13 protein-coding genes are annotated in these 22834 nt (G+C 45.6%); 5 read left to right on the top strand and 8 right to left on the bottom strand.

Annotated features, from left to right (window positions below):
• Nucleotides 1–50: 50 nt before the first annotated feature.
• The 4 genes from MC7420_RS35150 to MC7420_RS12950 form a co-directional block, all read right to left on the bottom strand.
• On the bottom strand, nucleotides 51–2783 hold the full coding sequence (locus MC7420_RS35150; RefSeq protein WP_006100927.1) for a PAS domain S-box protein: 2733 nt from the start codon (nucleotides 2781–2783) through the stop codon (nucleotides 51–53).
• Between the two features lie 11 nt (nucleotides 2784–2794).
• Complete coding sequence (locus tag MC7420_RS12965; protein WP_006100938.1) at nucleotides 2795–4747, bottom strand: response regulator; 1953 nt, start codon at nucleotides 4745–4747, stop codon at nucleotides 2795–2797.
• A 482-nt stretch (nucleotides 4748–5229) separates the two neighbouring features.
• Nucleotides 5230–8478, bottom strand: coding sequence for a PAS domain S-box protein (locus MC7420_RS12960; RefSeq protein WP_006100916.1), 3249 nt, complete (start codon nucleotides 8476–8478; stop codon nucleotides 5230–5232).
• 492 nt (nucleotides 8479–8970) lie between these two features.
• Nucleotides 8971–11163: a transglycosylase SLT domain-containing protein gene (locus MC7420_RS12950; RefSeq protein ID WP_006101004.1), complete on the bottom strand. Its 2193-nt coding sequence runs from the start codon at nucleotides 11161–11163 to the stop codon at nucleotides 8971–8973.
• Between the two features lie 265 nt (nucleotides 11164–11428).
• On the opposite strand from MC7420_RS12950, the gene MC7420_RS12945 reads away from it, so the two are divergent.
• Nucleotides 11429–12901, top strand: a complete 1473-nt coding sequence (locus MC7420_RS12945) for a leucyl aminopeptidase (RefSeq protein WP_006100918.1) — start codon at nucleotides 11429–11431, stop codon at nucleotides 12899–12901.
• A 353-nt stretch (nucleotides 12902–13254) separates the two neighbouring features.
• Here MC7420_RS12945 and MC7420_RS36890 read toward each other — a convergent pair whose 3' ends face one another.
• Complete coding sequence (locus MC7420_RS36890) at nucleotides 13255–13452, bottom strand: DUF6464 family protein (RefSeq protein ID WP_232231698.1); 198 nt, start codon at nucleotides 13450–13452, stop codon at nucleotides 13255–13257.
• A gap of 393 nt (nucleotides 13453–13845) precedes the next feature.
• Nucleotides 13846–17055 (bottom strand): glycoside hydrolase family 9 protein, encoded by a 3210-nt coding sequence (locus MC7420_RS38050; protein WP_006100842.1) that lies wholly within the window; start codon nucleotides 17053–17055, stop codon nucleotides 13846–13848.
• A 156-nt stretch (nucleotides 17056–17211) separates the two neighbouring features.
• Between MC7420_RS38050 and MC7420_RS39645 the strand changes: the two genes are divergently transcribed.
• Entirely contained in the window at nucleotides 17212–17439 is a 228-nt protein-coding gene (locus MC7420_RS39645; RefSeq protein WP_006100930.1) for a hypothetical protein, read from the top strand.
• Between the two features lie 57 nt (nucleotides 17440–17496).
• On the opposite strand, the gene MC7420_RS12935 is transcribed toward MC7420_RS39645, so the two are convergent.
• Both MC7420_RS12935 and MC7420_RS12930 read right to left on the bottom strand, forming a co-directional pair.
• Complete coding sequence (locus MC7420_RS12935) at nucleotides 17497–18561, bottom strand: LOG family protein (protein WP_006100857.1); 1065 nt, start codon at nucleotides 18559–18561, stop codon at nucleotides 17497–17499.
• 144 nt (nucleotides 18562–18705) lie between these two features.
• Nucleotides 18706–19953 carry an MFS transporter gene (locus MC7420_RS12930; protein WP_044206951.1) on the bottom strand — a complete coding sequence of 416 codons (1248 nt, stop codon included), beginning with the start codon at nucleotides 19951–19953 and terminating at the stop codon, nucleotides 18706–18708.
• 244 nt (nucleotides 19954–20197) lie between these two features.
• Between MC7420_RS12930 and MC7420_RS36865 the strand changes: the two genes are divergently transcribed.
• The 3 genes from MC7420_RS36865 to MC7420_RS12920 all read left to right on the top strand — a co-directional run bounded on the left by MC7420_RS36865 (nucleotide 20198) and on the right by MC7420_RS12920 (nucleotide 22801).
• On the top strand, nucleotides 20198–20377 hold the full coding sequence (locus MC7420_RS36865; RefSeq protein WP_006100778.1) for a hypothetical protein: 180 nt from the start codon (nucleotides 20198–20200) through the stop codon (nucleotides 20375–20377).
• Nucleotides 20378–20741: 364 nt separating this feature from the next.
• Nucleotides 20742–21737, top strand: coding sequence for a hypothetical protein (locus MC7420_RS12925; RefSeq protein ID WP_006100776.1), 996 nt, complete (start codon nucleotides 20742–20744; stop codon nucleotides 21735–21737).
• A 242-nt stretch (nucleotides 21738–21979) separates the two neighbouring features.
• On the top strand, nucleotides 21980–22801 hold the full coding sequence (locus MC7420_RS12920; protein ID WP_006101026.1) for a hypothetical protein: 822 nt from the start codon (nucleotides 21980–21982) through the stop codon (nucleotides 22799–22801).
• The last annotated feature ends 33 nt before the right edge of the window (nucleotides 22802–22834 follow it).

Here is a 22834-nt window from a genome sequence, read left to right as displayed (position 1 = left end):
TCATTTGTTATTTGCCACTATACAGGAAATAGGAATTGTGAAGTCAGCCTTTAGTCCTTTGAGTTTATAATCGGAATTTCGACAATAAACTCCGTTCCTTGATCGGGATGGGAAACACACTGAAGTTGACCTTGATGCTTTTCGACAATAATTTCATGGCTAATTGATAAGCCTAATCCGGTGCCGCGTCCTACGGGTTTTGTGGTAAAGAATGGATCAAATATTTGGGAAATAATATCGGCATTAATTCCGGCACCATTATCCGCAATCCGAATAACGGCAAAGTCTGATGGTTGCTGTTTATGACCATTATCGTCTGCACTCTGACTCTTTTGAACCATTTCGGTGTGAATTTTAATCACGCGGGGAGCGGGTTTATTCTCTAAGGCATCAATCCCATTACTCAGCAAGTTCATAAATACCTGATTTAACTGACTGGCGTAGCAGGTAATCGCTGGAATTTCACCGTATTCTTTAATCACTTCAATTTGGGGACGATTGCCTGATGCCTTGAGGCGATGCTGTAAAATAATCAAGGTATTATCTATACTTTCATGAATATCAATTGTTTTTCGCTCTGATTCATGATGTCGAGAGAAAATGCGTAAGGATTGAACAATTTGCTGAATGCGATCAGCACCTATCTCCATCGATTTGATTACATTTTGCCAATCCTCACTGACGAACTCCCAGTCAATCTCTTCACTAATCTCTTGAATGGCGTCTGGGGGATGGGGATAAGCTTCACTATAGGCATTAATTAAGCGAGTGAGATCGACAAAATAATTTTTAGCATACATGAGATTCCCGCCAATAAAGTTGACAGGATTATTAATTTCGTGAGCTACACCTGCCACCATTTGCCCTAAGCTGGACATTTTCTCATTATGAATCAGTTGAGTTTGGGCGCGTTTGAGTTCAGCTAATGCTGTCTCTAGTTGGATCGATTTTTCCTGTTCTCGCTGAATCGATTGATGCAAGGCTTCCTCGGCTTGTTTACGTTGGCAGATATCTTTGAGTGAACCCACCATTCGCTGAGGTTTTCCGTCCTCATCCCACAGGGCTTGTCCGCGACACATTACCCATTTATAGTCACCATTTTGGCATTGTAAGCGATATTCAATTTCATAATAAGGGATTTTTCGCTGCAAGTAGTTTTGGGTTGTTTCGATAATTTGCTCGACATCATCGGGATGGATACGACTAATCCATTCATCAAAACGATGTACAATTTTACAGGTTTCATCGTGGCAATTTTGATTACCGATAATTTCCTGAAACCGCTCAGACGTAAACACTTCCTCAGTTTTCAAATTCCAATCCCAAATTCCATCATTATTGCCTTGTAAGACTAACTGCCAGCGTTCTTCACTTTGGCGTAAATCTTCTTCAATTCGCTTGCGTTCTGTAATATCTTTGCCGACGGTGATTACACAGCGTTCCCCTTTCAAATCAATAAACTCAGCCGATAATAATAAGGTAATAATCTCACCCCATTTAGTCCGCCATTCCGTTTCCCAGTTACACAGTGATCCTTGTCGATGTAAAAGCTGTTCAAACTGAACCATGTTTTCAGGATTGACGACCAAGTTTAGATCAAAAATTGTCTGACCAATGACAGCTTTTCTCTCATACCCCAATAGATTGAGAAAACTTTGATTCACATCGATATAGCGTCCGTCTGGGCAAGTGCTAATCGTAATCGGGTCAGGGCTACAACTAAAAGCTTTGGCAAATTTTTCTTCTGAGATTTTGCGGGCTACTTCGGCGCGTTGCCGTTCTTGGACTTCTAAGAGTAATGAGGTGAGATCGGCGATGGAACGGGCAAAGTTTTGCTCTTCTGGTGTCCAATGTCGGCACGTTTCTATCTGTTCAATACATAACACACCTACGGTTTTTCCGCCCAATCGTAAAGGGGTGTCTAGCATTGATGTTATGTTTAATCCCTGTAGGTAAGACTCCAGCAAATCACCGCTTCTGGGATCGCTGATCACATCATCTACTGCAACGAGGGGAGCCTCACTTAAAGCGTTAAAGTAAAGCGGATGGTTTGCTAGGGCTAGGCTTAACCCGGTGCTATGTTTACAGTGACTTTGCTGGAATAAATCCAGACATTCAATATGAGTTTTTTGTTGATTATAGAGCCAAATACCGACTCGTTCGACTTCAAGAGTACGGGCTGTGACTTCGGTGATTTTCTGAAACGCTAATTCTAAATTCCCCTGATATAAAATTTTATTTTTAGCCAGTTCAATGAGTAAACTATTTTGATGGCTAAGCTGTCTTGCCTGTTGGCGAAGTTGGTTTTCGGCTTGCTGGCGATCGCGAATTTCTTGTTGGAGTAAACTATTTTGTTCTTTTAACTGGTTCTGTAATCCTTGCAGGAGCAGTTGATGTTCGATCCGAACTAAAATTTCTTCCGGTTGGAACGGTTTAGTAATATAGTCAGCCCCGCCAATTTTTAACGCTTTGACTTTCTCTGCCGCTTCCGTCAATGCGCTTAAAAAAATAATCGGAATGTCTTTGGTTTTCGTATTTGTCTTCAGACATTGACAAACACTATACCCATCCATATCCGCCATGACAATATCCAGTAAAATTAAATCAGGAGGCGATGAAATTGCCGCATGGATGGCGAGTTTACCACAAATAGCCCGTTGAATGTTATAATGTTCTTTCTCCAATACATTCGATAAAAACCGTAAATTATTGGGGTTATCGTCAACCACTAATATCGTTATTTTAGGTTTATTCAATACCATTGATAATTGTTGACTTAGCATCACTCTAGTCCTTATGAATGATTAATGACCGCCTGAGTCACTCGCAGAATAACATCCAGTCTAAAATCATGAAGTAAATCCGTTAATGCCTTGGCTAAATCTGCCTTTTCTGTCGGTAGTTTTTGAATCAACTGAGCAATCATTGCTTCATCTAACTGATTAGCCGCCTGTGCTAATTCAGTCACCCAGGCTGAAGGTAGACTGGATAACTCTGAACAGAAAAACGAGTCTGGTTTTTCTTGTCTGCTATAACTTGAGAGAGAGAGAGGTAAACTATCCGATAACTCTTCATAACGATAGCGTACTCCTAAATGGTGGGCAATTGTGTCAAAAATTTGCTCCTCTGTAAAGGGTTTCCGGACAAAATCCTCAGATCCGGCGGCTAAAATCTCCTCTCGCCTTTCCTCAAAGGCGCTAGCGGTTAAGGCGATAATAATAGTTCTAGATAAATCGAGAACTGAGTTGGATTGAGATAACCGTTCTTTTTCTTTGCTTTTAAGCCGTCGCGTTGCTTCTAACCCATCCATCATTGGCATACGTGTATCCATAAAAATCAAGTGAGGTTGCCAAGTTTCCCATAACGGTAAGCATTCCATCCCATTTGCCGCCTCCCGCACTTCAAAGCCAATCGGTTCGAGTAATTTAGTCAGCAACAGGCGATTTTCTGGGGTATCATCAACGACGAGGATACGATAGGTTGGTTGATTGGGTTCTAAGCCTAAGACGCGCTGACGGGGTTGGGGGGTGACGGGGTAGACATCTGCCGGACTAATTTTAATACCAAATTTAAAAATTGTCCCTTTGCCGACAACACTACTGACGGTAATCGTTCCCCCCATCAGTTGCACAAATTTACGGGTAATGGTTAACCCTAAACCTGTCCCTTCCGCCATTTTTTGTCCGGTTTCGGTTTGGACAAAGGCATCAAATAAGTTGTCAATTTCAGCCGGAGAAATACCCGCTCCCGTATCTTCTACTTCAAACCGGAGTCGGGGGGGAAATGCTGACAATGATGATGAGTCGGTGTCTGAAGGGTTTTGATCGGTTAACGGCTCAGTTGCCAAATTTACTCGTAAGGTAATTGTACCCTGTTCGGTAAATTTAATCGCGTTACCTAAAAGGTTAATTAAACAAACCCGTAATTTTTTTGCATCGGTTTTTATGGTTTGTGGAACATTGGGTGCGACGCTGAAGACTAGATTTAACTTTTTCTGTTCAGCTTTAATTTGGAACATTTCTTCCAAATTATCTAACAAGCGATACAAATCAAAGCTGGTTTCATAGAGGGAAATAATCCCTGCTTCAATCTTCGACAAGTCTAAGACATCATTAATTAAGTCCAGTAAATGTTCACCACTGCGATTAATAATACCCAGATATTCTCGTTGTTCCGGCGTAATTTTCAGATCACGACTCATGACTTGGGTAAACCCTAAAATAGCATTCAAGGGCGTGCGGAGTTCGTGACTCATATTGGCGAGAAATTCACTTTTAGCTTTAGAGGCGGCGGCGGCGGCTTTTTCGGCTTTGCGTCGCTCTTGAATTTCCTGCTCTAATTTGTGATGGCGATCGCGTACTTCTTGAGACAGTCGCCGAATCGTCAGTTGATGCTCCACCCGCGCCAAGACTTCTTCAACTTGAAAGGGTTTGGTGATGTAATCAACACCCCCCACGCGAAAGGCTTTGACTTTATCCAAAACATCATCAATGGCACTAATAAAAATGATGGGAATGTCACGAGTCTCCGGATCAGCTTTGAGAGTTTCACAGACTTGATACCCATCCATTTCTGGCATCCGGATATCCAGTAATATGAGATCGGGTTGGGCAGATTTAGCGGCGCGAATTGCCATTTTCCCCTTAACCACACCCCGCACTTGATAGCCTTGCTCCGACAAAGTTGCGGATAAAACTTGTAAGTTTTCTGGGGTATCGTCAACAATTAATAGGTTGCCTTTAGTCATTTATCTTATGTCTTATGTCTTATGTCTTATGTCTTTCGGTATTTGAATCAGGGCGGGTTTTGTTGCTCAGTTATCGGCTCTTAATTAGGGTTAGTCCCTAAACTATTGGTGTCAACTTAAGCGCCAAAAGTGCGACAGGGGGAGCTTTTCACCCTCATCCCCTAACCCCTTCTCCCACCCCCCTCGTTCCCCCCTACCCCCCTCGTTCCCCCCTACAAGAGGGGGGATGACAGAGGATACTTCGTTTTTGTGGCACGGGGGAGGACAGAGGATGCTTCGCTTTTGTTGCATAGGAGAAGGGGAACCATCACATAAAAACGCTTGTGTCATCACATCTGGAATAGCACTTCCTTCTTCCTTCTTGCTCCCCTCTCCCCTGGTGGGAGAGGGGCTGGGGGAGAGGGGGTTTTTTAAGTTGACACCAATGTCCCTAAACCCGCCCCTACAGATTCACCCGCTATGCCCTCGAAGGTTGTGAAGAGTCAAAACTCCTTCATCTGTTCTTCAATTAGATCGATAATTTGATCACAACGGAAGTTATTCACCATATCTGTGATAGCTTGGGCGATCGCGGTATGAGTTGGGGGAATTTGCTCGATAAGCTGGAAAATCCGTTCGTTATCAATCGAATCTGCCGCTTGGTATAATTCATGAATCCACTCCTTGGGCATAATCGTCAGGGCTTGAGCCGTTAGGGGTTGGTTGGATGCTAGGTTTTCATCCTCTAACGCTGTTGATGCAGTTGGCTGTTCGTAGACATACTGCACCCCTAAATAGTGGGCTATCTTATTAAAGATTACGTCTTCTCGGAAGGGTTTGCGAACAAAATCGTCACAACCGGCTGAGAGAACCAGCGATCGCTCTTCTTCAAAGGCGCTGGCGGTGAGGGCTAAAACCACGGTAGCTTGACCTTTGAGATGCCCTTTGATGTGTTTGGTGGCTTCATATCCATCCATCACAGGCATTCGCATATCCATCCAAATCAGGTGAGGTTCCCAGCTAGTCCAGATCGCGATCGCGTCTTGCCCATTCACCGCTTCTCGCACAGAAAATCCCACGGTGGTTAGCAGTTTTACCAATAATAAGCGACTTTCTAGGCGATCATCCACCACTAGGATACGGTAATTGGGTTGTCCGGGTACCAAGCCAACTACGCGAGGCGTCGCTGACTGGGTTTCTAGCTCAATTCCCTCCACTCGGTTAACGTCAATATCAAAGGTAAAAATACTGCCTTGGTTCAAGCGGCTACTGACGTGAATCTCTCCGCCCATGAGTCGCACAAATTGTTGACTAATAGGCAACCCTAATCCTGTGCCTTCTAGGGATTTTCGTCCTGCTTCAGTTTGCACAAAAGCCTCAAATAATGATTCAATTTCCTCGCTCGCAATACCGAGTCCCGTATCTTCAATTTCAAATCTTAGTTTTTGAGGGATTGGCAACGTATTAAATGTTGGGTGTCGAGTTGATTCTCCCATTTCCCCCTGCACCGCTTTAACACGCAAGGTAACACCTCCCTGGCTCGTGAATTTAATCGCATTATTCACTAAATTAATTAAGACTTGGCGCAGCTTCCCTTCATCAGTCTCCACATAGCGAGGTAGCGCCTCATCATAATCAACGACTAACTGCAATCCTTTATTCTCAGCCTGCAACTTGAACATTTCCTCTAAAACTTGCAGCATCCCATATAGATCAAAACTATAGCAATTGAGTTTGACCTGACCTGCTTCAACTTTAGACAGTTGCAGCACATTATTGATTAAACTAAGTAAATGTTCACCAGATCGGCAAATAATGCCAATATGATCATGGTGTTCTTGGGTTAAGGAAGAGTCACGCCCTAACAACTGAGCAAATCCAATAATCGCATTCAAGGGAGTCCGTAATTCATGACTCATATTGGATAGGAATTGACTTTTGGCGCGATTTGCCTGTTCAGCCGTGTCTTTAGCACGTTGTAGCGCAAATTCCACCTGCTTGCGATCGCTAATATCTTGGCTGACGGCGATCAGACAAGTTTGCTCATCTAGGTTAATTTGTTCGGCTGAGAGTAAGGCGGTACGAATGTCACCCGATTTGGTACGAAACTCAAATTCGTAGTTGCGAATAATCCCCTTGTTTGATATTGCTTTTAACATCCGGTTTCGGTCTTTTTGATTGACCCAGAGATTCAAATCAAGGGCAGTGCGACCAATAATTTCTGGGGCAGAATAGCCGGTAAACTGACAAAAGCTATCATTCACATCAATATGACAACCATCACTTAATCGCGTGATTGTCATGGCGCTGGGACTAGAACGGAAGGCACGGGCAAACTTTTCTTCTGATTGATACAAGGCAAATTGGGTGCGTTTGCGATCGGTAATATTGCGGGCAACCCAGATAACGGAATTGTTCGGTAATGGGGCAATACTGGCGGTAAACCAAACCCGTTGATCGGCATCATTTAAACTGTAATCAAAATGAATCGGTTCTTGGGTTTCGATAACCTGGTGAATTTGCTGGAACCAGCTTTGAGTATTGTCACTGTCGAGAAATTGCTCAATCGTTTGGTTAATCAGGGGTATTGATTTTTCAATATCGCGAGTGGGTCGAGTTGGTGCAACTTGAATATCATTAGTTTGAGGATCAATAATTAGGATAATATCAGGCATTGCCTCAAATACTGCTCGCATTTTGCCCTCAGAGGTTCGCAATTTTTGCTCAAGTAACTTGCGTTCCTCAATTTCTTGGTGAAGTTGCTGATTTTTGGTTTCTAATTCTTGGGTGCGATCGCGGACGGCTTGTTCTAGGGTTTGGTTATACTCGGTTAAAATTTTCTCGGTACGTTTGCGGGCGGTAATATCTTTGAATACACTAATACCATAGAGCAGAGTTCCCTGTTCATCATAGATGGGCATTGTCTGCATTTCTAGGGGAATTCGTTGATTCGCGTGACGCACTTCTAAGTCGTCAACGGTTACGGTTTCACCCTGGAGCGATCGCGCGATCGGTAAGCGGTCTAAAGGGTATAATTGATTGGTGTCTGCTCTATAAAGTTGATAGGTGGAACAAAGTTGATCGGTGTGGAGATTTGGATCTAAATCTTGTGCCAAAATCTGCTTGGCTTGTTGATTCATAAAGTAAAGCTTACCACTCGCCTCCACCACCAACACGCCAACAGGTACTGCTTCCAAAAATTGCGCCAGCCGATGTTCACTTTCGCGCACCGCTTCCTCGGCTTGATCATGCAACTGCTCAAAGACAAGATCACCATGTTCCGTGGATGTCTCAAGTAAGATTTTTAAATCTGTATTTTCTTGCTTGAGGCGCAAATTTTCGGCGTTGAGTTTATGAAAATGTAACTGAGTCTGGATTCGGGCTAAAAGTTCGGCTTGGGTGAAGGGGGTAATTAAATAATCATTTGCACCTGCTGCTAATAGTGAGTTTAATTCAGTGATAAGGTTGTGAGTAATTGAGACAATAATCGGTACATCATTTAGCCGTGTCACTTTTTGCAGCTTTTTGATGGGTTCACTGATGTTAATCTCTGAATGATTAAGATCTATCAGGATTAAGTCTGGTATAGAATCAGTATCAGTATCAATAATAGATAGAGCTTGTTCAAGGTTTTCAGCGTGAATATGACTATATTCAGAACTGGATAAATACTTGTTAATAGTCTGATAATTATCCGAATAAGCAGCAATAATCAATATCTTGATCGGTTTTATATTCGGTAAAATATTCATGGTATTTATTAATGTTTATGCTCACCACTCGCTGTCTTACTACTGGCGTGGCACATTTAATTTAGTGGATTAAAATTGTAGGGGCGCACCGACGTGCATTGGTATCAACTTAAGATGAAAAGCACGACTGGCAAGCTTTTCACCCTCATCCCCTAACCCCTTCTCCCACCCCCCTCGTTCCCCCCTACCCCCCTCGTTCCCCCCTACAAGAGGGGGGATGACAGAGGATACTTCGTTTTTGTGGCACGGGGGAGGACAGAGGATGCTTCGCTTTTGTTGCATAGGAGAAGGGGAACCATCACATAAAGACGCTTCCAAAGCATCTCTAGAATACCGTTTCTATATCGCTTCCTTCTTGCTCCCCTCTCCCCTGGTGGGAGAGGGGCTGGGGGTGAGGGGGTTGAGCTTAAGTTGACACGGATGACCGACGTGCGCCCAATTTCACTGTCAAATCTATGCCACCATTTTAGCTGTGTCAGTCCACTACATACACTAAGGAGATATTCCTGGCTGACTCTTAGAATACTTCCGCAATAACTGATTCACCTCTGGATTATACAGCCGCAAATAATTCCAATAATTCTCAAAAACTGCCTCCACATATCCCTTCGTTTCCGCAAAAGGAATCTGCTCAATGAACGCATCGGGATCAGTCGTATCATACTTCCTGATCCACTTTGCCACATTCCCTGGACCCGCATTGTAACTTGCGACGGCGAATAGAGAATGGTTATTGTATTCTTGGTGAGTGTGATCTAAATACCATGTCCCCAATTTGACATTATCATTGGGGTCATTCAGGTCATACTCCTGAAGCTGAATTTTATCGGCAATCCATTGACCCGTTCCCGGCATAACTTGCATTAAACCCCTGGCTCCTGCGATAGAACCGATTTCGGGTTCAAACCGCGATTCTTGGCGAATTAAACCTATCACCAATAAGGGATTAAGTTGACGTTGACCCGACCAATTGACCACCGAATCAAAAAAGGGTAACGGAAATAGTGTATACCAATACGCTGGTTCAGCCCGCAATGCTTGCCATTGGCGACGTTCTTCCGGGGTTTCACGCTGACTCAAAAACCAAACTTGATTAATCCCATTAATGTTATCACCCACGCCTAAGCGCATAACGCCATCGGTGAACTGTTCAGCAACCGTGGGTTCCTGGCGATTCTCAAATTCGGCTTGCCAAAGCGTCCAACTGTCCTGATTTTGTCCCAATAGATGCAATTCTTTTAACGTATCTGATCCAGCCGGGAGTCGCGATCGCGTTTTCGGTAGCACCAGCGTCGGATTTACATCCCGCACCGTGGTAAAGTCCCCCACATCCCAGCCGAGAAATCGGGCAGACCGCCACGCATAATAGGATTCGGGATACTGTGCCAAAACGTGTTCAAACGCGGATGTGGCTTCCTCTTGGCGTCCCAGTTGCATTGCCCATCTGCCCACCCAAAATGCCGCTTCCGGGGCGATGGCACTATCGGGACTATCTGTGGTAATCGGTTGCGCCCATTGCCATGCTTCGGCGAGATTCCCCGCTTGGGCTTTCTGGTTTGCTACCTGCCAACGATAGTCTGCGGCGGCGTCAGAATTCGGATATTGGGTTAACACCGACTGACGGGCTTGGGTGGCAGATTGAGAACTGCCCAACGCTTCTAGGATGTTTGCCTTGGTGAGTAGGGCTTCTGGGGCTTCATCGGGGAACTTCGCCACCACCTGATCCAGGTAAGGGATTGCCTCTTGAGAGGGGAGAAGACTCGCCAGACGCCGCAATCCTAACCCCGTTTCTTTGGCATCGGGAAAGGTGCGAATCAGTTGTTGATAGCCGGCTTTGGCTTCTTGGCGTTTCCCTTTCAGGTGATACCCGCGCCCGACTCGATAGGCATTTTCCGGCGTGGGCGGGGCTTTGGTGTAGGCTTTAGCCGCTTTGTCATATTCACGGGTTTCCCAATAGCCAAAGGCAATGGTTTGCCAGTCTTGGGGCTGTAACCCAGACGCATACTCATTCACTAAGCGATCGCGAATTCCGCCACTCCCAGGAGTATCGTATGCTGATTTGGCTAAGTGTAAGAGTAAATTCAGTTGTTTGGGATTCTCTTGCAGCTTTTGGCGAACAATATCCAGGGTACGGGGATGAGTCGGAAATTGCGCGATCGCCTGTTGCCAATACTCTGGATTCGATTCCCCTAACGCATACAGGGCGTGGGCAGCGACAGGATCACTGGGATAAGTCTCTAGAATCCCTTGCCAAGCTTGTTCGGCGTTAGCTGTATCCCCCATCGCTGTGTAGGCTTGAGCGCGTTTCAGGGCAATATGAGAGGCTAACTGGGGATACTTTGCGTCCAATCCCTCTAGCCATTGAAGTGCCGCCTCTGGCTGCTGTTGTCCAATTAAATCCGACGCCAACAAATAGCGGGCGCGATATTGATCCAGGGATTGACGCCCGGAAGCAATATCCATCAGTTGTTCCGCCCTGGCTTGGGGAGATAAAGAGACTAAGGGCAGTACCAGGGATTGAGCATCCTTTTGGGTCAAACTCAGTTCACTTTGCGGGGAGTCAGCCCCCAAGTTTTCCAGAATACCAGTCTGTCGGAGAACGAACCAAGACGAACCACATAAGGCAATAAATAGCAATCCCGCCCCGACTGCTACAGGAACTCTGTATTTTTGTACCTTTAGCATGAAACCTATTTCGCCCAATACTGATAAAATCTACTGTCTCCCATTGTGACGAAGGATCAGGAAAATGGGTGGCATTCAGGGGGAAATAGGGGAGTCATGTTCCAGAGGTGATGACAGAAGCATCTGTCTGTAGGGGCGGGTTTAGGGACTAATATTGATTGTTCTCCCTAGCTTGGCTGCAAAACCCGCCCCGACCATAAGACATAAGACATAAGACAAATGCAATACTAAAGATGAGGTAAAAGATAAGAGACACAACGAAGGAATGGAAATTCGAGCAACGGATACACCACGGGTAGATTGGACTGGTGATGCCCTAGCACTGGGATTCTTTGAAGATGTTGTAGAGTTAACGGGTGATTTAGCCCAGCTTGATCAGAAACTCTCCGGTACGCTGAAGGAACTGATTGAGGAAACCGAGTTTAAAGGAAGCGTTGGCAGTAGTGCTGTAACTCGTGTGGGTGCCGGTAGCTCAGTTCGTAAGGTTATTTTAGTCGGGTTGGGTAAATCGGATGCCCTAACCGTAGATAGTTTACGTCGAGTAGGGGCTGCGATCGCGCGGATGGCAAAGCAGCAGAAAAGCAAAACCCTGGGTATTAGTCTCCCGGCGGCGAATAATGATACCGCACTCAGCGCTCAGGCGATCGCGGAAGGAATTACTCTAGCATTGCATCTGGATAATCGCTTTAAGTCGGAACCGGAAGATAAGGGTGCGAAATTAGAACAGGTGGAATTATTGGGACTCGGTGATGTCCAAGCCGCCATTAACCAAGGGAATGCCATTTGTCAAGGGGTAATCTTAGCACGAGAGTTAGTCGCCGCCCCGCCGAATTCTGTCACCCCAATGACATTGGCACAGACAGCCCAGGATATTGCCTCTGCTTATGGGATGACGCTAGAAGTATTAGAAAAAGACGAATGCGAAAAGTTAGGCATGGGCGCGTTTTTGGGTGTGGCGCAAGCCTCAGAAATGCCACCCAAGTTTATTCATCTCACCTATAAACCCCAAGGAACACCGCGTCGGAAACTCGCGATTGTGGGGAAGGGATTAACCTTTGATTCCGGTGGCTTGAACCTGAAAGTCTCAGGTAGCGGTATCGAAACCATGAAAATGGATATGGGAGGGGCGGGTGCTACCTTTGGTGCAGCCAAAGCCATTGGTGAATTAAAGCCAGATGTCGAGGTTCACTTTATTAGTGCGGCAACAGAGAATATGATCAGTGGTCATGCATTGCATCCCGGTGATATCATCACCGCATCCAATGGCAAAACCATAGAAGTGAATAATACCGACGCTGAAGGGCGGCTGACTCTGGCTGATGCCTTGGTGTTTGCCGAGAAGCTGGAGGTAGACGCGATCGTGGATTTAGCCACCCTCACCGGGGCTTGTGTTGTGGCTCTCGGCAATAATATTGGTGGACTTTGGACAACCGATGACACCCTCGCAACTCAATTCAAAACCGCATCGGAAAAAGCAGGCGAAAAATTCTGGCAAATGCCGATGGAAGAGAAATATTTTGAGGGAATGAAATCACCCATTGCTGACATGAAAAACACCGGTCCTCGTGCCGGGGGTTCAATCACGGCGGCTCTATTTTTAAAGCAGTTTGTGAAAGAGACATCCTGGGCGCATTTAGACATCGCCGGTCCAGTTTGGGCAGATAAAGAAGACGGATGCAATAATGCTGGGGCAACAGGTTTTCCAGTTCGCACGCTGGTTCACTGGGTTTTGGCATAAGCGAGATTCAATTAAACGAAGCGTCTCAATTTGACATAGGGGTGCAACCCTTGCGCCCTACAAAGTTTGCCCCCTAACTAAAGGGTATTGAAATTTCGATCTCGTAGGGTGGGTTAGGCGGGCGTTTAATTCAGGCAATAACCATTTAGTGAAACATCCGCCGTAACCCACCGATATTCAGCCAAGGAATGTTTTTAAATGGACTGAAGTTGAACGTTTGTAGTAAAGGCTTTAGCCTTTAAACTTGTATGGCTGTTGCCATAAAGGTTAGGACATCAGTTGAGTCCAATAGTGAACATAGAACAGTAAAGAATATCCCAACTTGCCAAGTAGCTGCGATGACGGATGAGTATTTACTCGGACGTTACCTCCGGTTCATACTCGTGACAGCCTTCGCAGGAACCGAGAGGATTCACAGCACAAAGCAAGAACGCTGAATTCGCATAATATCGGCAGGTATATTTTTTATCAACCGTGTTTGATAATTGCCTCATGCGTTGCTCGTGAAAATCAATCAAGCGTTTAATCTGAGCATGGGATTTTAGTCTCATGCGTTTAAATCCAATTGTTGTCATCGCTAACTTAACCAAAGACAGTTGTAAAGTCTATTTGCTTAATTTTCTCTAGACAATGGTATAATAATCCCTAATTATGCCATAAAATATCTACCCAATTGCACAGATACAATGGGTAACCGGATGCATTAATCAGATTTTGCACCTTTCCCTAGTGAAGAATACGGAGAAACCCTTGGAAGTAAGCGCCAGAAATGTCCACTTTTAGGCAAATCTGGGTAGGTCTTATGTAACGGAAAAAGCCGCGTCTCCTGAGAAACGCAGCTATTGACTTTAAAGACTCGGTGCGGTAGGATTGCCCTATTAATTACTTCTGATCAAAATAAATTGGCAGCAGGATAATTGCTCAGCTATCCTGCTCCTGTTTCTCTAGGACGCGATTACATCAGCAACGGTCAACGAATTCAAGTTATTGAGATTGACTCCTGAAATAGTATCGAGCGTTTGTCCACCAAATTCTCCGTACATTCTAGCCAATGCTCCGGTTAAGCCAGCATTGTAGTCCATTGCCACTTCATTACTGATGAAGTCTGTGCGAACATCGTTATAAGCAAAATCATTGGGAGAATCTGGACCCCCAACAAGCGCCCCGTAGAGGGTATGTAGATTATCGCGAGAATCACTGATATTTGTCACTCCGGAAGCCGCACGGTGGTGGGGATTGAGCGCATAGTCCTCACCAAAACCAACCATATAGCTGAAGTCGCGGGGATTATCGCCTAAGATGTAGTCAATTTGCCCCTCAGCAAAATCAGAGTATTGACCATTGGGGTCATTCACCGTATCCGCGTAGACGCCAGCCAGGAATGAGGTATTGGCGCTGTAGCGCAGAGAACCCCACTGACTCAGCCATGCGAGTCCACCATCGGTATAGGTTGGGGTACTACCGCCGGGAAGCCAGGAGTTTAACCAGCCTTCCACATCACCTTTATACTCATTTTTGCCCGTTTCCTGAGCTAACAAGATAGCCGCACCATAGGATTTGTCATCCCAGGATTGCGTCCACCCTGGACCAATTCCCTGGTATAAACTTTCGGCTTTGTTGAGATACGTCGTATCTGTACTACCCGCCGCCTCAGTTGCTTTGTGCAGCCAGGTTGCACCCCAAACTAGCTCGTCTTGGAAGCCGCTGAAGGAATTGTAGAATTGACCTGCATCTGGAATCGCGTCAGTATAGGTGCCGCGATATTGGTCGGCAAAATCGTAGAGTTGTTGGGCGTTCTGTAGCAGGGTATCCGCGTAGGCTTCGTCTACCCCTCGGAAGACAATCGAAGCCGCCGCCAGAGACGCCGCTGCTTCCCCGGCTAAATCAGACCCAGGATTCTGACGGTCGATTTTATAGGCGGGGCGTTCCATGGTCATGTCTTCCGGAGCGCCCCAGAAAGCATGGTCGAGGTTACCGTCTCCCACCTGTCCGTAAAACGCTTTCGTCCCTTGACTATCGGTAACATGAGCTTTGAGGATATAGTCAGTCCCCCACTTAATCGAATCCAGAATTTCTTCAAATTGTCCACTTTGTTGATAAGCATCCTGGTATTCAACCGCGCCCCAACTCAGCATCGTCATTGAAGCGGCTCCGGGTAAGCCGAACTTAACATGGTCGCCTGCGTCGTAGTAACCGCCCGTCAGGTCAAGTCCCACATCTGAGCCATCGTTTAGAGCTGAATCACCGCGCCAAGGGAGAGGATTGGTATCGGGTAAGTCACCAGAACGTTGAGCATAGTAGAAGAGGATAGACTTTTGCAGCGCTTCCCCATAATTAAAAGCCCCTTGCTGAGGAGGGGGTTGGGAGGAATCGTTATTGAGAATGGTTCCTACCCCTTGACCGTCTCCAATCGTGGCGTTGCTGGCTTGGGAGAGATTCACCTTAAAGGTTTCATTGCCTTCTACCGTTGTGTCACCCAAGATGGGTACGCTAAACGTCTTACTGGTTTGTCCAGGGTTGAAACTCAGTGTCCCGGATTTAGCGGTATAGTCAGACCCAGCAATGGCGGTGTCATTGGCTGTGGCGTAATTCACACTGACGGTTTGAGTACTCGCGGCTGAGAGGTTGACGGTAAACGTCGCGTTTTTCGTACCGCTATCGCCCTCGGTGACACTGACATCATTGATCGATAACTGTGACAAGACTGGGGTAGAATCATCATTATCGATAATTGTGCCAACACCTTGACCATCGCCAATTGTAGCGTTGTTAGCTTGAGAGAGGTTTACTTTAAACCTTTCATTCGCCTCATCCAGGGTGTCACCGATAATCGGTACGGTGAACGTTTTGCTGGTTTGTCCAGGGCTGAAATTCAGTGTCCCGGATTTGGCAGTATAGTCAGACCCAGCAATGGCGGTGTCATTGGCTGTGGCGTAATTCACACTGACGCTTTGAGTACTCGCGTCTGAGAGGTTGACGGTAAACGTCGCATTTTTCGTGCCACTATTGCCTTCGGTGATACTGACATCATTAATTGAAAGGGTTGGTGGCGTGGGTGAACTGGTACTGGGGACAATATCAATGTAGTTAACATTGAAGGAGTTGGAGAGCATATCCAGGCGTAGTTGCTGACTCCCAGCGGAGAGGTTCACCCCTTGAGCCGTCACATCCGTCCAATTTTGCCATCCCCCAGTTCCGCCAAAGCTTAGGGTTTCACTTTCACCCCCAACCGAAACCTTTAAACTGCGTGTCCCTGACTGCGCTGAAGCAACACGAGCAACAATGTCGTAGGTTCCGGCTTCAGGAATGTTGACATCGTAGGTTAACCATTCCCCTTGCTGAATCCAGCCAACATTGTAGCCGCCACCCAAATCTGTAGTGGCTTGGATATCTACATCATCAGAGCGAAACGCCCCCCCTGTATTACCTGAGCTTTTATCGAAGAAACTGATATAGTCTTCCGCTTCAATCCGGAGGGGGGTATTGGCTGGAGGAGTACTGGAGTCATCATTGCTAATCGTACCCACCCCTTGAGCATCAGCAATCGTCCCGTTGCTGGGATTGGATAGGTTAAGTCTGAAGGTTTCATTACTCTCCACCGTCGTGTCCCCAATTACAGGCACACTGACAATTTTAGAGGTTTCGCCAGCCGCAAAGGTGAGTGTACCAGATTTGGCGGTGTAGTCGGAACCCGCCGTTGCTGTACCATTGGCGGTACTATACTCAACGGTTACAGGTTGGTCACTGGCTTCGGACAGGTTAACGACAAAGTCAGCCGCAACCGTACCTGTGTCACCTTCGGTAACTGTTACATCATTAACAGAGAGAGTCGGTATTGGCGAAGAAGACCCGCCAATGGATTCTCCATTCAGACTATAGCCAGTGGGTTCAATACTGTCGCCACTACCGTTGAAACCGAAAGAGACAGTACCGTCAGCCGCTAGAGTGCCGTTATAGCTGAGGTTGCGAACTGTATAACGGTTGCCTTCTTGACTAACAATTTCCGCACCCCAAATATTAGTAATTTCAAAGGGAGCTTCAAACTCCAGAGTCCAACCATTTACATTGCTGGAACTATTGTTGGCAATTTCTAGATTCGCGGTAAAGCCACTTCCCCAATCGTTGGCAATGTTAAAATCTACAGCAAAAGTCATTCTTTAACTCCTATTAGTGAGCGCATTGAGCAAGAACAAAAGCAAGGATTTGTTCTCAGAGCAGGAATTGGCAGCTACAATAATGCTTGCTCGGACATTTTTTGTGGTGCTATCCACAGGTACCACTAATAGCTATTCTGGCAAGCAGAATATGAAGTGTCATCATTTTTTAATAAAGTTATTTTAAAGATTAATAAAAGAAAAATAAAAGCAATATTTAGCTTTAAAAAGAAAAATAAATATATTTTTTGTCCTAAAAAATATATTTATAATTGTGTTCATTCTTTTTTCTCCCATTATCTGTTTCAAGAAGAAAGGAAGCGGAGGTGTTGGGGGTGCAGGGGAGATGGGGGAGCTGAGGGAGCTGGGGGAGATTTCCCATGACGAATGACGAATGACGAATGACGACCTCCGCCTTTCTCGTTTATTGTGCCTATCTATTTATTTACGTTCAGGATGGGTTGTTTCTGGGGATGCAGCCGCCATTTGACTAATCCGAGCGATCAGTTGATAGAGACGTCCAGAATCTTTGCGGTTAAAGTAAAAAAGTAAGCGGGGCAGATCTGCCGTTTCATCCGGAAGTTCTTCCGGTAAAGCGTTGCTTTTTTCAATTTGACCCTTGACAATAATGTCACTAAACTCAGCATTAAGCTGTTCAACATCTGCATCAGACAACTCTGATTTAAGCCGCATCACAAACCGATCGCCGACATAACGACTAGAGTGATAGACACTGTAGAACTGATGAATTGCCTCATAAGCCACATCCAGATTATCTGTAACCGTATACAGGCTAGTATCTTCTGGGCTGATTAACCCTCGTTGAATTAAATGCTTGCGAAGATAGGCATCCCAATCGTGCCAGTATGTACCACCAGGGCGATCAATCAAGACTAATGGTACTGGTTCCAGTCGCCCGGTTTGACAGAGGGTTAAACATTCAAAGGCTTCATCCTGCGTACCAAAGCCACCCGGAAAAAGCGCGATCGCGTCACTTTCTTTAAGGAAGAATAGTTTGCGGGTAAAGAAATATTTAAACCGAATCAGTTTCGGATCTCCCTGAATAAACGGATTCGTTTCCTCGAAGGGAAGCTGAATATTCAAACCAAAGGAATTTTCCGCGCCCGCACCTAAATGTCCTGCCTCCATAATGCCACCGCCAGCACCTGTCATCACCATAAAACCGTGCTGGGTCAAATAGCGGGCAAACTCGGCAGCGATTTTATATTCTGGTGTCTGGGAGTCAATCCGGGCTGAACCAAAAATCGTGACCTTGCGAACGTGACGATAGGGATAGAATACTTGAAAGGCAGATTCCATATCCTCTAACGTCGCCGTGAGGATTTTCCAATCCAGGCGATCAATCTCCTCCTGAGTCAGCCGAACCAGTACGCCTAAAGCACGTTGAATCCATTTTTCATCAGTCAGATTTGGCAGTCGCTCAAGAAGTGCCGCTAAATCGCTCTTAAGTAACTGCGGATCAGAGTATGAAGGAGATGGAGTCATTGCTACTTTCACTAACGGCTCTCTATTTTATCAATGATTTGTCATTGGTCATTGGTCATCCTCTTCCCCGGCTTCCCCGGCTTCCCCAGCTCCCCCGGCTTCCCCAGCTCCCCCGGCTTCCCCAGCTCCCCCAGCACCTCTAGACTAAGACTCGACCTCTCGATAAACATAAATATCTCGCTCCCGCCCTACAGCAAATCTGAAGGAATGAGATAGCGTTTTGCTCGATTGAGTCGTGAAAATAATCAGCGCTAAGACAATCAAACCCGCGGCACCCAGAAAAATGCTGGGATAGCCCAGAGGTTCAGCGATCGTACCCCAAACCGGACCTGCGATCGCAATCCCTAAATCAAACCCCGCAATACAAGCCGAGAACACGCGCCCACGTTCATGGGCACCGGAGCGATCGGAAATTAAGGCGATCATCAAGGGTAATAAAATCCCCGCCCCTGATCCTTGAATTAAACCAATCACCAAAAAGGCTTGTGGGGTTTTCGCTTGAGAAAACAGGGTTAAGGCGAGTCCATAGCCAATCAGACTCCCGGTAATAAACACGCCTCGCCCATACCGATCAGACGCCCGCCCCGCGATTAAACGCATCCCGAAACTCCCTATCGCCACCGCCGTGAAAAACCAGCCCGGATTTAAATCGACATCTGTTGCTCGGATATACAACGCCGCAAATGTACTCACCCCACCAAACGCCAACCCAGCCAAAAGCAACACCACAGCCGGAATCCGCAACCGGGGACTCACCAATAGCTGCCAGAATCCTTTGAATGTCAGTTTAGCTGTTTTCGATTTTGCTCCCTGGATTCGCTCAGGTTCCCTCACCTGGCTAGCACAAACAAACGCGAATAAACCCAGTCCCCCAGAAAATAGAAAAAACGCGGTGTAACCCGCTTGAGCCTCCAGCAATCCCCCCAAGGCTGGACCTAATCCCATACCCAAGGGCGTCACCAGACTCATATAGCCAATTAACTCTCCTCGCTGACCGACGGGTGACAAATCGGTCACCAAGGCGATATAGCCTGTCGTAAATGCCGCTAAACCAATCCCGTGAAAGACCCGGATTGCCATTAACCAGACAATCGAATCCGCGAACAAATACCCTAACGGTGCGATCGCCATCACAATCGTACCAATCAGGATCACCAGTTTACGGCTATGTTGATCGGCTAAATGTCCCAACCGTTGTCGAAACATCAACAACCCGATCGCAAAGCCGCCCATCACCATCCCGACTTGCTGCGTTGTTCCCCCCATGTCTTCAATGTAAGGGGGTAATGCTGGTAGCATCGAAGCTAAACTTGACCAAAACAGAAGACCCGCCGCGAATAGAGCGAGTAGGTTCCTGCGTTGTTGCGCTTCCATGGTTATGAAGATTTTCATCTTGAGTCCATCCTGGTTCTATTTACTATTCTTAACATTTGACGAAACAACCTCCCTCGCCCGATAGATGGGTCTATCTGCATCGGCAACGGTAGAATCCAATCGCCAAATGTAAAGATTCAGTGAAGATTAAGCAAATATTAAGAAAGCAAAAATTGGTTTAAATATTTGCCATAATTTAATCATGGAAATTTAATTTAAGTGGTTAAGTTCAATCATTTTTTGTCATAAAACCCGTTGTAAAATGCAGATAAAACAAGAAATCCATTGTCCGAATTGTGGGAGTAAAGCTCAACGGAAATACTGTTTTAAAACGAATATCTCTAATACTCAATGTCCAGCGTGTGATTACTTGATGATCAACTGCTTCCGCACGGGTAAAGTGTTAGAAGCTTATGCACCAGGACTTTATTCTCATCGTTAGAACGTTATTAAGTTAGAACATGTGAGGTACACAGACAGATCCCCGACTTCTTGGAGAAGTTGGGGATCTTGCTTAAGGCTGTACCTTATCAACCACCAAATCTGCTGTATCTGCTAAATTTCGGCAAATTCTCAATATATCTCTAATTTACGCTGTCTGAGTGCTGTTTGCTGGACTTGACAGTCGTAGAAGAATCTGACTATACTGTTTATAGTACAAATGTACTAAACGCGAACTAGGCGATCGCGAGTCCAGTGAACCGCCTGAGACGCCCAGATCACACCCATACCCAAACCCTAAAGGCTAACCTAGGGAACATGCGATCGCGGATTAATGTAAGTTATTGAGAATAAGGAGACTAATTGTGGTTGCAACCAAAGACAGCAAAGACCAAATTTTTAAAGCCTTTGAGCAAATCCTGAACCAACGCAAAACCATTGACTCCAAAATCGCCACAAAGGAAGAAGAAGCTGAGAAACAGAAAAATCAACAGGTTCTAGAAGCCGCCTCAACCTACACCTTCGATAGTATTGTCAAAGGATTAGCCGATTTACAATTAGACTTTGGCACAATTATTAATCAACTCTCGGAAAAATTAACCAGCGAATCAGCAAAAGGGGATCAACTCAAGCTAGCTATTCAGGTAGAAACGCAGCAATTACAATACTTACAACAAATTCGCGTCGTCGCTGACGCTTTGCATATTCTCACCCAAGAACACCAAGAAAACCTGAAACGTCTTGAACAAACCACCACAGAACAGCGTCAGGCGATTGAGAAAGATAAAGCAGATAAGCACAAATCCTGGTTAAAAGAACAGGCGGAATTTGAGCAGAAGGTTCAGGAAGAAGCTGAATCCTTAGTAAAAGAGCGACAACAGCAAGAATCTGACTATACTTACCAAATAGAACGTCAGCGCAAAATTGAAGCGGATGAATATGAAACCTTAAAACGCAACCAAGAACGAGAACTGCGCGAAGCCAACCAAGAAAAAGAAAAACATTGGTCGGAACGGGAAAAAATACTGCAAGAGCGTCAGCCTCTATTTAAAGACTATCAACAAAAAGTTGATAACTTCCCCAAAGACTTAGACGAATCGGTGAAAAAAGCCAGGGAAGAGGCGATTAAAGACGTCCACCAGGACGCCAAAGTTAAAGCCGAGTTACTGGATAAAGAATGGGAAGCCAATAAGCAAAGTTATGAGTTCAAAGTTCAATCCCTGGAAGAAACAATTCAAAAGCAGACTGAACAAATTAATCAACTCTATGCTCAGTTACAGGATAGCCTCAAGCAGTCTCAGGCGTTGGCAATGAGGGCTTTTGATAGTTCGACTAATAATGCAGAAAAAAGCAAAGCCTAGATCCGTTCTGTAGGGGCGGGTTTTACCGATAACGTTTTGGACAAAACCGATAACTTAACTAAACCCGCCCCTCTAGGGTAAGCAGGTTTGTAGCAGCGGGTTTTACCGATAACGTTTTGGACAAAACCGATAAGGTAACTAAACCCGCCCTGACCCAACCGTTAACACGAATGGCATTTGACCATTTCTCAGCAAAGAGCAACGATTATCCATCACGATTCAGAATATACGAGGTAAGAATTATGGCAAGTAAACCCAATAGCAAAAACACCAAAGCTGAAATCCTCGAATCTTATGAAGAATTATGGAAAGAGCGGAAAGAGTTAGAAAGTAAACTAAAACAACTTCAGAAAGAGGTCAAAAATAACGGCGCATCCCCAAATGGTCAGCAATCCGGAATTGTAAGTAAAAAGCTGTCTGCCGCTTCTGATAAAATGACAGCAACCATGGATTGTTTGGTTGAGTTACAAGTTGGATTTGGGGGTGCGGTGAGTGAGTTATCGGAAAAACTCACAACTGAAGCCGCAAGTTTACAAGACTTGCGCCAAGCGGTTGCCGAAGAAACACAACAGCTTGAAGCCTTATATGATTTAGATGAAATTGAAGAAGATACGCTGGATGAGTTAATTGAAACTTACGAAGAAAACTCCAAAGCCTTTGAAGCCGAACTGAGTCAACAGCGAGAGGCATTAGAACAAGAAATTCAGGACTTGCGTCAAGCTTGGCAAAAAGAACAAGCTGAACATCAACAGGTGATTAAAGAACGGAATGACGACTATGAAAAGAGTCGGAAACGGGACGAACAAGAGTACAAGTATGATTTAGAATTACGTCGTAATTTAGATCAGGATACTTATGATCAGCAGCAGAAAACTCTGTACAAGGAATTGGAAGAAGCCCATCAAGCGCAACAACAGCAATGGGAGGAACGAGAAAAGGCGATCGCCCAACAGGAGAAGACGTTTGATGAGTTAAAATCTAAGGTAGACGCCTTTGACCAAGAGAAGGAAGCGGCGGTGAAGAAAGCCAAAGAACAAGAAAGGCGATCGCGAATATCAAGTTAAAGTTAGGCAGATTACAACAGTTAGAATCGACGG

The sequence above is a fragment of the Coleofasciculus chthonoplastes PCC 7420 genome (assembly GCF_000155555.1).
Classification (GTDB): Bacteria; Cyanobacteriota; Cyanobacteriia; order Cyanobacteriales; family Coleofasciculaceae; genus Coleofasciculus; species Coleofasciculus chthonoplastes_A.
This window is presented reverse-complemented; position numbering and strand designations above follow the sequence as displayed.

Excerpts from the sequence above, each read along its gene's own strand:
- MC7420_RS12920 (WP_006101026.1), top strand. The coding sequence starts at position 21,980 with ATGGCAAGTAAACCCAATAGCAAAAACACCAAAGCTGAAATCCTCGAA.
- MC7420_RS12930 (WP_044206951.1), bottom strand. The coding sequence starts at position 19,953 with ATGAAAATCTTCATAACCATGGAAGCGCAACAACGCAGGAACCTACTC.
- MC7420_RS12965 (WP_006100938.1), bottom strand. The coding sequence starts at position 4,747 with ATGACTAAAGGCAACCTATTAATTGTTGACGATACCCCAGAAAACTTA.
- MC7420_RS12935 (WP_006100857.1), bottom strand. The coding sequence starts at position 18,561 with ATGACTCCATCTCCTTCATACTCTGATCCGCAGTTACTTAAGAGCGAT.
- MC7420_RS12950 (WP_006101004.1), bottom strand. The coding sequence starts at position 11,163 with ATGCTAAAGGTACAAAAATACAGAGTTCCTGTAGCAGTCGGGGCGGGA.
- MC7420_RS12945 (WP_006100918.1), top strand. The coding sequence starts at position 11,429 with ATGGAAATTCGAGCAACGGATACACCACGGGTAGATTGGACTGGTGAT.
- MC7420_RS38050 (WP_006100842.1), bottom strand. The coding sequence starts at position 17,055 with ATGACTTTTGCTGTAGATTTTAACATTGCCAACGATTGGGGAAGTGGC.
- MC7420_RS36890 (WP_232231698.1), bottom strand. The coding sequence starts at position 13,452 with ATGAGACTAAAATCCCATGCTCAGATTAAACGCTTGATTGATTTTCAC.
- MC7420_RS12960 (WP_006100916.1), bottom strand. The coding sequence starts at position 8,478 with ATGAATATTTTACCGAATATAAAACCGATCAAGATATTGATTATTGCT.
- MC7420_RS36865 (WP_006100778.1), top strand. The coding sequence starts at position 20,198 with ATGCAGATAAAACAAGAAATCCATTGTCCGAATTGTGGGAGTAAAGCT.
- MC7420_RS35150 (WP_006100927.1), bottom strand. The coding sequence starts at position 2,783 with ATGCTAAGTCAACAATTATCAATGGTATTGAATAAACCTAAAATAACG.